This is a genomic window from Arthrobacter sp. P1_D4 (assembly GCF_056406115.1).
Genome location: NZ_JBFUAU010000011.1, coordinates 123139 through 135987 on the forward strand (window position 1 = coordinate 123139; position 12849 = coordinate 135987).

Annotated in this window: 11 protein-coding genes; 9 read left to right on the top strand and 2 right to left on the bottom strand. The window is 67.9% G+C overall.

Features of this window, described 5'->3' with window-relative positions:
• The first annotated feature begins 42 nt into the window (after positions 1 to 42).
• From AC1D0A_RS12470 to AC1D0A_RS12495, 6 genes are all read left to right on the top strand, one after another.
• Positions 43 to 840 (top strand): TetR/AcrR family transcriptional regulator, encoded by a 798-nt coding sequence (locus tag AC1D0A_RS12470; protein WP_476945946.1) that lies wholly within the window; start codon positions 43 to 45, stop codon positions 838 to 840.
• Between the two features lie 91 nt (positions 841 to 931).
• On the top strand, positions 932 to 1408 hold the full coding sequence (locus AC1D0A_RS12475; protein WP_476945947.1) for a hypothetical protein: 477 nt from the start codon (positions 932 to 934) through the stop codon (positions 1406 to 1408).
• A gap of 354 nt (positions 1409 to 1762) precedes the next feature.
• On the top strand, positions 1763 to 3625 hold the full coding sequence (dnaK, locus tag AC1D0A_RS12480) for a molecular chaperone DnaK (RefSeq protein WP_223915273.1): 1863 nt from the start codon (positions 1763 to 1765) through the stop codon (positions 3623 to 3625).
• Positions 3626 to 3627: 2 nt separating this feature from the next.
• On the top strand, positions 3628 to 4299 hold the full coding sequence (locus AC1D0A_RS12485; protein WP_028275424.1) for a nucleotide exchange factor GrpE: 672 nt from the start codon (positions 3628 to 3630) through the stop codon (positions 4297 to 4299).
• 282 nt (positions 4300 to 4581) lie between these two features.
• The gene (locus tag AC1D0A_RS12490; RefSeq protein ID WP_243180598.1) at positions 4582 to 5565 is read left to right on the top strand and encodes a DnaJ C-terminal domain-containing protein; all 984 of its coding nucleotides are present in this window, start codon (positions 4582 to 4584) and stop codon (positions 5563 to 5565) included.
• 15 nt (positions 5566 to 5580) lie between these two features.
• A complete protein-coding gene (locus tag AC1D0A_RS12495; protein WP_028275425.1) occupies positions 5581 to 6003 on the top strand; it encodes a heat shock protein transcriptional repressor HspR in 423 nt (140 codons plus the stop codon).
• 113 nt (positions 6004 to 6116) lie between these two features.
• Here AC1D0A_RS12495 and AC1D0A_RS12500 read toward each other — a convergent pair whose 3' ends face one another.
• A complete protein-coding gene (locus tag AC1D0A_RS12500; protein ID WP_476945948.1) occupies positions 6117 to 6542 on the bottom strand; it encodes a hypothetical protein in 426 nt (141 codons plus the stop codon).
• 347 nt (positions 6543 to 6889) lie between these two features.
• Between AC1D0A_RS12500 and AC1D0A_RS12505 the strand changes: the two genes are divergently transcribed.
• On the top strand, positions 6890 to 7288 hold the full coding sequence (locus AC1D0A_RS12505) for a hypothetical protein (RefSeq protein WP_243180600.1): 399 nt from the start codon (positions 6890 to 6892) through the stop codon (positions 7286 to 7288).
• 91 nt (positions 7289 to 7379) lie between these two features.
• A complete protein-coding gene (locus AC1D0A_RS12510; RefSeq protein WP_243180601.1) occupies positions 7380 to 9542 on the top strand; it encodes an elongation factor G-like protein EF-G2 in 2163 nt (720 codons plus the stop codon).
• 21 nt (positions 9543 to 9563) lie between these two features.
• Here AC1D0A_RS12510 and AC1D0A_RS12515 read toward each other — a convergent pair whose 3' ends face one another.
• Entirely contained in the window at positions 9564 to 10973 is a 1410-nt protein-coding gene (locus AC1D0A_RS12515) for an aldehyde dehydrogenase family protein (protein WP_476945949.1), read from the bottom strand.
• Between the two features lie 349 nt (positions 10974 to 11322).
• On the opposite strand from AC1D0A_RS12515, the gene AC1D0A_RS12520 reads away from it, so the two are divergent.
• Positions 11323 to 12792, top strand: a complete 1470-nt coding sequence (locus AC1D0A_RS12520) for an APC family permease (RefSeq protein WP_243180603.1) — start codon at positions 11323 to 11325, stop codon at positions 12790 to 12792.
• Positions 12793 to 12849: the final 57 nt, after the last annotated feature.

Below are 12849 nucleotides of genomic sequence, written 5' to 3' on the forward strand. Positions count from 1 at the left end.
CACATTTGTTGTCAGTGCTCTTGGATGTGGAATGCTGGACTCATGCCAGAGGACAGGATTGCGGGCGCGACAGACTCCGGCGTTGCGGCCGGCCCGGCCGGAGCGGCCCCGGCGGCGGTGCGCCTGCGCACCCCGCGCGACCGTGCCCGCGCCCAGACGGTGGCCGATATCGTCCGCCTGGGCCGGGAGCATCTGGCGCTGCACGGGGCCGCCGCGCTGTCCCTCCGTGCCGTGGCCCGTGATCTCGGGGTCGTCTCTTCGGCGGTCTACCGCTACGTGGAGAGCCGCGAGGAGCTGCTGACCCTTCTGCTGATTGATGCGTACAACGAACTTGGCGATGCGGTGGATGCCGCCGTCGGGGCCGTGCCGGAGGAAGACTTCGGCGGGCGCTTCGCGGCGCTGGGCGGCGCGGTGCGGGACTGGGCGCTGCGCGAGCCATCGCGCTACGCCCTGCTCTTTGGCAGTCCGGTGCCCGGTTACCAGGCCCCGGCGGAGCGGACCACCGGCCCCGGGACGAGGGTGATTACGGCCTTAATTGGAATCCTCGACGGCGCCTTCCGGGCCGGGCGGCTCGCCGCGACCGACCGGCGGGGTCCTGCCATGGCCGCCGGACTGGCGGGGGACCTGGCGAAAATCCGCGCCGAGTTCGGCCTGGCGGTGCCGGATGACCTCCTGGCCCGCGGCGCACTGGCCTGGACCTCACTCTTCGGCGCCGTCAGTTTCGAGGTTTTCGGCCAGTACGGCCCAGGCACGTTCACTGCCCGGGAGGAGCTCTTCGGCCACCACCTCGCGGTGCTGGCCGACGTCGCGGGCCTGCCGGCGGCCGGCGCTGCCCGGTAAAGCAGGTTCCCCTGTTGCCCTGCCGTGGCGCTCGATAGACTGCCCCTGCGCCCGCACGGGCGCGCCAGATGCGTCCAGGAAGGATCCATCCATGTCTGAAGAGACCAGGCCTGAAGAGAACAGGCCGGCAGAGAACACGCCTGAAGAGAATGTCCCCGGAGAAGCGGCGCCGCGGAACGTCGATGCCGGTCCCGCGGAAGTTGAGGCAGAGGCCGCGGCACCTGAGGGGCAATACGTTGAGGGCGACTACGGCTCCGCCGGCACGGCCGGCCAACTCCCGCCCACCGCCGTCGAGGGGGAGTACGCGGCGGGGGACTATGGCGAGGCCGGCGTGGCCGGAGCCGCCGTCGTCGGCGACGTGGAAGGCGACTATCCCGAGGGCGACTACGGCGAGGGCGGGGTCTCAGGTGAGCCCGCCGGCGTCGCCGGTGAGTCGGCCCGCGTCGCCGAGGAAGGTGAATACCCCGAAGGTGACTACGGGAGCGCCGGTACGTCCCGTCCCGAGCGATCCGCCCGGCCGGCAACGGGAGAGCCTGCCGACGGCGACGCCGCTCGGGGCGACAACTAACGAGACCAAAGCTGGCGGGACCAGCCGGCGCGGGTGCCGGCTGGTCCCCTGCCATGGTCTGCGCCCCTGCGCCCATCGTGCAGGTTCGCGCAGGGCGAAACGCCGCCCTGGACGCGCCGGAAGGGCTGGATTGAGGGGAATTTAGGCGGCGGGGAGCTGCCTCGGGCAGGACGGGAAAGCAAAGTTGAGTCGACTTCGCTCAACTTTAAATTGACTTATGTCCCCCTCTGGGTAAAGTTGAGTGTAGATCGCTCAATAACGGTCGGACCCGTTGCGGTTAGAGCCCTTGCGGTTAGAGCCACTGCGGGTCCGCGGCCATCTCCGCAAGATTCCTAGGAAGTAAGGAAACAATCCATGTCACGTGCAGTAGGTATTGACCTCGGAACCACTAACTCCGTCGTCTCCGTTCTCGAAGGTGGCGAGCCCACCGTCATTGCCAACGCCGAGGGTGGCCGCACCACGCCGTCGGTTGTTGCCTTCTCCAAGTCCGGCGAGGTCCTGGTCGGCGAGATCGCCAAGCGCCAGGCCGTCAACAACATTGACCGCACCATCGCGTCCGTCAAGCGCCACATGGGCACTGACTGGACCGTCGCCATTGACGACAAGAAGTACACGGCGCAGGAAATTTCCGCCCGTATCCTCATGAAGCTTAAGAACGACGCCGAGTCCTACCTCGGTGAAAAGGTCACCGACGCCGTCGTCACCGTGCCGGCCTACTTCAACGACGCCCAGCGCCAGGCCACCAAGGAGGCCGGAGAAATCGCCGGCCTGAACGTCCTGCGCATCGTCAACGAGCCCACCGCGGCCGCCCTGGCCTACGGCCTGGACAAGGGCAAGGAAGACGAACTCATCCTGGTCTTCGACCTCGGCGGCGGAACCTTCGACGTCTCCCTCCTGGAGGTCGGCAAGGATGAGGACAACTTCTCCACCATCCAGGTCCGCGCCACCGCCGGTGACAACCACCTCGGCGGCGACGACTGGGACCAGCGCGTCGTTGAATACCTGCTGAACCAGCTCAAGGTCAAAGGCATCGACCTCACGAAGGACAAGATCGCCCTGCAGCGTCTCCGCGAAGCCGCGGAGCAGGCCAAGAAGGAACTCTCCTCCTCCTCCAGCACCAACGTTTCCCTCCAGTACCTGTCCGTCACCCCCGACGGCCCGGTCCACCTGGACGAGCAGCTGACCCGCGCCAAGTTCCAGGACCTCACCAAGGACCTGCTGGACCGCACCAAGAAGCCGTTCCAGGACGTCATCAAGGAAGCCGGCATCAAGCTCTCCGAGATCGACCACATCGTGCTCGTCGGCGGTTCCACCCGCATGCCGGCCGTCTACGACCTCGTCAAGGAACTGGCCGGCGGCAAGGAGCCCAACAAGGGCGTCAACCCCGATGAGGTCGTCGCCGTCGGCGCCGCCCTGCAGGCCGGTGTCCTCAAGGGCGAGCGCAAGGACGTGCTGCTGATCGACGTCACCCCGTTGTCCCTTGGCATCGAAACCAAGGGCGGCATCATGACGCACCTGATCGAGCGCAACACCGCCATCCCGACCAAGCGGAGCGAAACCTTCACCACCGCGGATGACAACCAGCCGTCCGTGGCCATCCAGGTCTTCCAGGGCGAGCGCGAGTTCACCCGCGACAACAAGCCGCTGGGCACCTTCGAACTGACCGGCATCGCGCCGGCCCCCCGCGGCGTTCCGCAGGTCGAGGTCACCTTCGACATCGACGCCAACGGCATCGTGCACGTTTCGGCGAAGGACAAGGGCACCGGCAAGGAACAGTCCATGACCATCACCGGCGGCACCGCGCTGTCCAAGGAAGACATCGACCGCATGGTCCACGACGCCGAAGAGCACGCAGCCGAGGACAAGGCCCGCCGCGAGGCAACCGACACCCGCAACACGGCCGAGCAGCTCGCCTACTCCGTGGACAAGCTGATCGCTGACAACGCCGACAAGCTGCCCGAAGAGGTCAAGACCGAGGTCAAGGCCGACGTCGACGCGCTCAAGAAGGCCCTCGAAGGCACCGATGACGCCGCCGTGAAGACCGCGTTCGAGAAGTTGCAGGCTTCCCAGAGCAAGCTCGGCGAAGCCATCTATGCCCACGCCGGATCCCCCGACGGCGCCACCGGCGCGGAGGGTGCCCCCGCAGGCGAGCAGGCAGCCGGTTCCGACGAGGACATCGTCGACGCCGAAATCGTTGACGAAGACGAGAAGAAGTAATCATGCCGCACCACGGTAACGAAGAAGAGCACGGTTCTTCCGAGAGCCGGCGCGACGCGGAACAGCAGGAGAACGAGCCGCAGAAGCCGGTGATCCACGACAACCGCAAGGTTGATCCGAAGACCGGCCAGGCCCGCCACCCCGGCCAGGATCACGCCGCTGCCGCGGCAGACTCCGGGGACGCCCTGTCCCAGGCAGAGGACATCCTCAACAGTGTTGAGGTGCCCGCCGCGGAATCTGTAGCCCAGGGCGTTGACGCGGCCGCGGCGGAGGAGCTCAGGAATGACCTCCGCCGGCTGCAGGCCGAGTACGTCAACTACCGCAAGCGCGTCGAACGCGACCGGGCCGTGGCGGGGGAGATGGCCGTCATCGGCGTCCTGAACTCCCTGCTCCCGGTGCTGGACGACGTCGACGCCGCCCGCCAGCACGGCGACCTCGCGGACGGCCCCTTCGCCGCGATCGCCGCCAAACTGGAGGCTGCGCTGAAGACGTACGGACTGGTCCGCATCGATGAGACCGGCGTGGAGTTCGATCCGACCATCCACGAGGCCCTCATCCAGCAGCCCGGCACGGATATCGAAATCGACACCGTCAGCCAGGTGCTGCGCTCGGGCTACAAGTCCGGCGACCGTGTCCTCCGCGCGGCCCAGGTGATCGTGGCGGTACCGGCGTAGGTTGCCTCTGGCGCTCCGCCGGATAGGGGGCGGTGCCCGCTTCGCGGTGCCCTCCACACCGCCGCCCCCTATCCGGCCTCCGCGCCAGCGTGTTGCTCGCCTAAAGTGAGTTGAGAAACAGCGCGAAGCAGATGATGGGCCCCGGGAGTGGCATCGGGCCTGTCGGAGCGTGGTGGCTTGGTCCGTCAGGACCAGGCCCGTCAGGACCAGGCCACCACGCGAAGGGGCGGGGGCCCATCATCTGCGAAACGCACTCTGCACGACTTTTGAAAGGAAACGCCATTGGCTAGCCAGGACTGGGTGGACAAGGACTTCTACAAGATCCTTGGTGTCGCCAAGGACGCTTCCGACGCCGACATCAAGAAGGCCTACCGCAAACTTGCCCGGCAACACCACCCGGACACCAACGCGGGGAACGTCGCGTCGGAGAAGAAGTTCAAGGACATCTCCGAGGCGTATTCCGTGCTCTCGGACCCCGATGAGCGCCAGCAGTACGACGCCATCCGGGCCATGGGCGGCGGCGCACGCTTTGCCCCTGGCGGAAGCGGCGGGGCCGGCGGCGGAGCTGGCTTCGAGGACCTCTTCGGCGGCCTCTTTACCGGCGGCGGAGGCCGCCACTCCGGCGGCTACAGCACGGCCGGCGGCATTCCGCCCGAGTTCGCAGATCTCTTCGGCGGCGGCGGATTCGGCGGCGGGGGCCAGTCCTTCCAACGGGCTCCGCAGAAGGGCTCGGACCGCACCGCGTCGACCTCGATCTCATTCGGCGGATCCATCCGCGGCACCACGATCGGCCTGCGTGAACCGGACGGCGAGATCATCGACGTCCGCATCCCGGCCGGCATCAAGGACGGACAAAAGGTCCGCGTCCGCGGCAAGGGGCAGTACGCCCCCGCCGGCAACGGCGACCTCATGGTCACCGTCTCGGTAAAGCCGCACGAATTCTACGTCCGCGACGGCGACAACCTCCGGATCCACGTCCCGGTCTCCTTCCCGGAGGCGGCCCTGGGCGCCGACATCGAGGTTCCGACGATCGACGGCGACACGGTCAAGGTCAGGGTTCCGGCAGGGACGCCCTCGGGCAGGACCCTGCGTGTCAAGGGCCGCGGCGTCAAGCACGCCAAAGCCACCGGCGATCTGCTGGTGACGATCGACGTCGCTGTTCCACGGAAGCTGAACAAGGAAGCGGAGGAGGCCGTAAAGGCCTTCGCCACGGCCACCGCCAATGAGGACGTCCGCGCGGGCCTGACAGCCAAGGCCCGGCTCTAGGAACGGGATCCAGCCATGGCCATCGACTTCGACCAGCCGATCTTCGTCATCTCCGTTGCCGCGGAACTGGCGGACATGCACCCGCAGACGCTGCGCCAGTACGACCGTCTGGGCATCGTTTCGCCCAGCCGTGCCCCGGGCAAGTCGCGGCGTTACTCGCAGCGGGATGTGAACATGCTCCGCGAGGTCCAGCGGCTCTCCCAGGAGGGGGTCTCGCTCGAGGGCATCAAGCGGATCCTGCAGCTGGAGAACCAGGTGGCCGCCCTGCAGCGCCGGGTCGGCGAACTGACTGAGGAGCTGGGCCGGCGCCGCCAAGGGGCCGATTCGCGGATCTTCGCCGCAGGAACCGCCGGCGACGTCGTCAGCCTGGCCCGCGGCAAGCGTCCGCAGGCGAGGTCGCAGGCGCTGGTGGTGTGGCGGCCGAGGGGCATGGGCTAGGACTCATCGGCCAGGACACGCAGCTGTGCCCGGGACCAGTGGTCCCGGGCAAAGCTGTTGTTGCGTCCTGTTGTTGCGTCCTGTTGTTCCGTCCGGTGGGGGGCTGCCGTGGCCTACTTGCTGGCGGCGATGAGCTGGTCGACGGCGGCGCGTTCGCTGTTTCCCCAGGTTTCCCTGGTGAGCAGGGCGGCGATGAGTCCGATGGCTCCGCAGGCCATGTAGACGATTGCCACGCCGCTCCAGCTCCAGGCCGCGGCCGTGGCTGCTGCGATGAGGGGGATGAAGCCGGAGATTGCGGCCGAGAACTGGTATCCGATGGATGCCCCGGAGGTCCGGGTGTTGGCGGGGAACAGCTCGGAGAACCAGGCGCCCTGGGCGCCGGCGAGCATGTCGCGCAGGATCGGCAACCCGATGATATATACGAGGGTCACCATGAACGGGACGCCCGTGTTGACCACATTCTTGATGACGGTCAGGAGCGGATTCTTGACGAGTTCGCCCTTGGCTTGGTGCCGGGCAGGTGTGCCGACCAGGAGCAACGGAGCAAGAAGTCTGTTTTTTGCCCGATCAGCCGGCCGGCGGGCTGTGGAGCGAATCCGCCGGGGCAAGTAGCGGCAGGAGCGAACCGAGTACACCGGAACGCAATCAGGTACCCGACCATCCGATAGTCGGGTACCTCATTTGCGTGACTTCATGCCCATTCCGCGCGTTGAATTGGAGTGTCAGAAAAGGCTGGCATGACACGCCTACAGCTCCTACGGGAAGCCCGGGCGCGGAGCCAGCGCAGGAGCAGCGTAGACGCCGGGGGGCATCGCATGCATGATTCAACCGAGTATGATCCGTCCACTGCCGATTCTTCACGGCCGGCTGCTTTGACGGGCACGCCGTGAGCCCGGGGCTCCAGGCGGCCGTGCTGTTTGCCGGCTCCCTGCCGGGGCACATCCTGATGTCCCTGGGGCAGGCCCTGGTGGTCGTCTGCCTGTGCTTCGACTTCGTACGCGCGGTCTCCGTGCCGCGATCCCGCAGCCGGTACGTCGCCAACACGTGGTTCCGGACACTTGCGCTGCCTTCCATCCTGGTCATGGCGATCAGCGTGCTCCTCGATGCCGCCTCCGGCTCTTGGCCCGAGGTCGCGGCCGGAGTGTTCGTCATGGTCGCTGTGATCTTCCGGTGGCACTATGGCAGCGACGAGGACAGCTGGTGGAAGGGCAAAGGCAAGGCCCTGGGCCGTTGGCTCCGGAACCGGGCAGCCTCCGGGTCCCTGGTTGCTCCGGCCACGGCCTGAAAAAGACCTTGCTGTCCGGGCGTCCCAGGGTGTCCAATCCTTAACACAAGGCCCTGCAGGGCACGAGTGGATGCGACGCCGGGAGGTTCTCATGCCATCGAAAGGCGCCAAGACGCAGTCAAGGGGACCGGTCCGGGGTACGTCTGACCTCCGGCGGGCAGACGCCAACGGCGTCGCGCCGCCGGAACAGCCGGACAAGGTCCGCAATGTGGCACTCGTGGGGCATTCCGGTTCCGGAAAAACGATGCTCACCGAGGCACTGCTTGCCGCCACCGGAGCCATCACCCGCAAGGGCTCGATCGCCGAGGGCACTACGGTGAGCGACTCGGATCCTTCCGCCATCGCGCAGCAGCGCTCCGTGGCGCTCGCGGTGGTGCCGGTGATGGTGGGGGACATCAAGGTCAACCTCCTGGACACTCCGGGCTATACGGATTTCATCGGCGAGCTGAGGGCAGGGCTCCGGGCGGCGGATGCGGCGCTGTTCGTCGTCTCGGCCACCGACGATGTCGACGCAGCGACCACGGCGCTTTGGAGCGAGTGCCAGCGGCTCGGGATGCCGCGGGCCGTGGTCATCAGCCGCCTGGACCATCCGCGCGCGGATTTCGACGCCGCCATCGCCCGCTGCCGCCTGGCATTCGGCGACTCCATCCTTCCGCTCTACCTGCCGGTCCCCGCCGACGGTCCCGTCACCGGGCTGCTGGGACTGCTGACCGGCACGGTCTCCGACTACAGTGATGCGGAACCGGCGCCGGCCACCCGGGCCGCGACTGGCGTCGAACTCGCCGCCGCGGAGTCCGCACGGGGCGCGCTGATCGAAGGGATCATTGCCGAGAGCGAAGACGAGACGCTCATGGACCGCTACCTCGGAGGCGAGGAAATCGCCCCCGACGTCCTGATCACCGATCTTGAGACGGCGGTGGCCCGCGGGTCCTTCCATCCGGTGCTGCCGGCCTCGGCGGAGTCCGGACTCGGCCTGTCGGAACTGCTCGAGGTCCTGGTGCGTGCGTTTCCGACGCCGGGGGAGCGCGACGTCCCCGCAGCGACCGACCTCGACGGGGTGCCCGCCGGGGCGCTCGGCTGCGACCCCGACGGCCCGCTGCTCGGTGAAGTGGTCCGTACGACGATCGACCCGTTCCTTGGCCGCGTCTGCCTGGTGCGCGTCTTCTCCGGCGTGGTGCGGGAGGACGCCGCCATCCATGTGGGCGGCCGCGGAATGGCCGACCGCGGCCACGAGGACCACGACAGCGACGAGCGGGTCACCCACCTCTACTCGCCGCTGGGATCAGGACTGCGGCCAGTGCCGTTCTGCGTCGCGGGGGATATCTGCGCGCTGACCAAGCTGGGCACCGCCGAGACCGGCGACACGATTTCGGCCAAGGAGCTGCCGCTGCTGGTGGCCGCCTGGGACATGCCGGACCCGCTTATGCCGGTCGCCATCGAAGCCGCCACGCACGGCGACGAGGACGCCTTGGCCAGGAACCTGGGGAAGGTCACGGCCGGGGACCCGACGCTGCGGGTGGAACGCAACTCCGAAACCCACCAGCTGATCCTGTGGTGCATGGGCGAGGCGCACGCCGACGTCGTCTTGGGCAGGCTGCGGGACCAGGGCGTGAACCTGCAGAGCGTCCCGGTCATCACGCCGCTGCGGGAGACGTTTGCCGCGCCGGCCGCCGGGCACGGGCGCTACGTCAAACAATCCGGCGGCCACGGCCAGTACGCGGTGTGCGACATCGAGGTGGAACCGCTTGACCGTGGCGGCGGGTTCGAGTTTGTCGACAAGACCGTTGGCGGCGTGATTCCCGGGCCGTTCATCACCTCGGTGGAAAAGGGCGTGCGGGCCCAGATGCAGAAAGGCGTCTCGGCCGGGTTCCCGGTAGTGGATATCAAGGTAACGCTGATCGGCGGCAAGACGCACAGCGTGGATTCCTCCGATGCTGCCTTCCAGGCGGCCGGGGCGCTGGCTCTCCGGGAGGCGGCCGGGGCAACCCGCATCCAGTTCCTGGAACCGGTCTCGTCCGTGACCATCAGCGTTTCGGAGGACCATGTGGGCGCCGTGATGAGCGACTTGTCCTCCCGGCGGGCACGCCTGACCGGAACCACCTCCGCCGGCGCCGACGGCACCGAGATCAGCGCCGAGGTGCCGGACCAGGAACTGTTGCGGTACGCGGTGGAGTTGCGGGCCCTGACCGCCGGCAGCGGCCGGTTCCGGCGCAGCTACCTGCGGCACGAACCAGTGCCGCAGGCGCTGCGCTGATGGCCCCTGCTAAATGCAGCGTCAGCCGTTGATGACCTGCGGAACGCCGAGGGCCTTGAGGCCTTCGACACCGAATTCGAGTCCGTAGCCGGACTGCTTCGCGCCACCGAACGGGATGCGGGGGTCCACGGCGCCGTGCTTGTTGATCCAGACGGTGCCGGCCTCGAGCCGGGCCGCCACCTTGCGGGCTTCGGCGGGGTCGGAGGACCAGACCGAGGCGCCGAGGCCGACGTCGACGGCGTTGGCCATTACGATGGCCTCGTCCACGGTGCCGTAGCGGATGATCGGCAGGGCGGGGCCGAACTGCTCCTCCGCGACCAGCGGGTTGCTGTTGGCGATGTCCGCGACCAGGGTGGCGGGGTAGAAGTTCCCGGGCTGGTCGTTCTCCGGGTTGCCGCCGAGCAGGATCCTGGCGCCGGAGTCGCGGGCTGCCCCGACGAGGCCGGCGACGATGTCGAACTGCTGGCGGTTCTGCAGCGGGCCCAGGACGTTGGCCTCGTCGAGTCCGTTGCCCATGGGCATGGCCCGGGCGACGGTGGTGAGTTCCTCGCAGACGGCGTCATAGATGTCGGCGTGGACGTAGAGGCGCTTGAGCGCCGCGCAGGTCTGGCCGGTGTTGATGAAGGCGCCCCAGAACAGGCCCTCGGCGATCGCCTTCGGGTCGGCGTCGGGCAGGACAATGCCGGCGTCGTTGCCGCCGAGCTCCAGGGTGAGGCGTTTGACGGTGTCGGCGGAGGATTTGATGATGGCCTTGCCGGTGGCGGTGGAGCCGGTGAACATGATCTTGCCGATCGTGGGGTGTCCGGCCAGGGCCTCGCCCACGTCACGGCCGCCGGAGACCGCCGTGAGGAGGCCTTCGGGGAGTTCCTGGTTGAGGACTTCGACGAGGGCAAGGACGGACAGCGGGGTGTATTCGGACGGCTTGATGACGACGGCGTTGCCCATGCGCAGGGCTGGGGCGAGCTGCCAGACGGTGATCATCATGGGCCAGTTCCAGGGGCCGATCGCGCCGACGACGCCGATGGGCCGGTAGTGCAGTTCGGCGCGGGTTTCGCCGTCGTCCACCACGGTTTCGGGGTCCAGGGGCGTGCCGGCGGCGACGCGGAGCCAGGCGGCGCAGGCGCCGACCTCAAAGCGGGCGTTCGGGCCGTTCAGCGGTTTGCCCTGCTCGCGGGAGAGCAGGCGGGCGAGTTCCTCGGCGGAGCGTTCGACGGCGTCGGCGGCCTTGAGCAGCGCGGCGGACCGGGCGTCGTGGCCCAGTGCAGCCCAGGCCGGCTGCGCGGCGGCTGCGGCGGCGATGGCGGCTTCGAGGTCCTGAACGGTGTGGACCGGTGCTTTGCCGACCGGCTGTCCGGTGGCCGGGTCAAAGATCGTGCGGGTTTCCCCGGCCACCGGGGTGATCGAGGCGAGTAGGGCGTCGTAGGTTTCCATGGGGGTACTCCACATCGAGTAGGTCAGAGAACGCGGCCGGTGCGGCCTAAGAGTGCTGTTTCAAGCGTGCTCCGGCGAGGGGCCGAGGGGCTTGTCTATCCGCGAAGAGCTGTTGTGCGGGAGCGAACGGAACACCGAAAGCAATTTCCCGAGGCTGCGGACCGGAGGGCGTCCGGCCGGCCGTGCAGGCGGCGACGGCCCTGGTGCTGACTACGCTCAGGAACAACAACCGGTCGCTCAGCGACAAAAGCGTGACGGGCGCCACCTGCCATGCTGGATTTCACGGTGCAACGCACCCCCATTTCCCAGACCGCCGTTCCCCAGACTCATGACCGTTAAGAAGGATCCGATGAGTATTTCAAATTCAGATTCCCGGACCGCAGAATCCAGCCCCCGCACGGAGCACTCCACCGCGCTGCGTGCCGGCAGCGTCGGCGTCATGGGCATTCTTTTCTTTGTTTTGTCAGCCCAGGCGCCGTTGACCGGAATCGTCGGGGCATCACCGCTGGCCGCAGCGCTCGGCAACGGCGCCGGCGCCCCCGGCGCGTATCTGGTGGTGGGCATCGTCATCGTGATCTTCGCGGTCGGCTTCGTGGCCATGAGCCGGAAGATCCAGGCCAACGGCGCCTTCTACGCCTATGTCACCGCCGCCTTCGGACGCAAGGTTGGCGCGGGAGCGGCGTGGCTCGCGCTCCTCGCGTACAGCACGGTCCAGGCCGCGATGTATGGATTGTACGGCGCGGCGTTCTCGGGCCTCCTCGGATCTGCCGGGATCGTGGTCCCTTGGTGGCTTCTGGCCGCCATCACCATGGCGGGCGTGCAGGTGCTGGGCTCCCTCAACATCGAACTCGGGGCGAGGGTCCTGGCGGTGCTCGTGGGCCTGGAGGTCGCCATCCTGCTCATGTTCGGGTTCACCGTGCTGTTGCGGGGCGGCGGGCCGGAGGGGATCAGCCTGGCGGCGTCCTTCTCTCCCGCGGCGATCGGCGCAGGCGCCCCGGGCGTTGCCATCATGTTCGCCGTCGCCTCCATGTTCGGCTTCGAATCAACGGCCATCTACTCGGCCGAGGCCAAGGACGCCCACCGCACCGTAGCCCGGGCCACGTACCTCTCGGTAGTCGTCATCGCGGTCTTCTTCTCCTTCATTTCTTGGATGCTGGTCAGCTACTACGGACCCTCGCATGTCATCGACGCCGCGGGCGCGGCCCTCGAATCGGGCGATTCCACCGCGTTCGTGCTGACGCCGATGGTGGAGCTGTTCGGGCCGTGGGCCGGAACGGTCACCGGCATGCTGCTCGTGACCTCCCTGCTGGCCGGCATCATCGCCTTCCACAACGGCATCAACCGCTACCTCCATTCGCTGGCCCTGCGCGGGTCGATGCCCCGCGGAGTGGCCCGGACCAACCGGCACAAGGCGCCCGCCGTCGCTGCACGGATCCAGACCGTGGTCGCCTTCCTGCTCGTGGCGCCGTTCGCGGTGCTGTCCCTGGATCCTGTCCTCACCCTCTTTTCCTGGTTCAGCGGGCTGGCCGTGGCCGCGCTCCTGGTGCTCTACATGCTCTGTTCGCTGGCCGTCGTCGCGTACTTCCGGCGGGAAAGGGTGCCCGGCCAGCTCTGGCAGACCGCGGTGGCACCGGTGCTCGCCACCCTGCTGCTTGGCTGGGTCCTGTCCCTCGTCATCATCAACTTCACCGCTCTGATCGGCGGCAGTGCCGAAACGGCCGTGGGCCTGCTGCTGACCGTACCCATAGTGTTTACCGCCGGTGTGCTGGTGGAAATTGCCGTGGAGGGCAGGGCCGCGCGCGCAGGGGTCACTGTCTGACGGGCGGCGGTGGGCATCAGCAGTGGAAGCAGAGGGGGCGGTGCCGGACAGATCCGG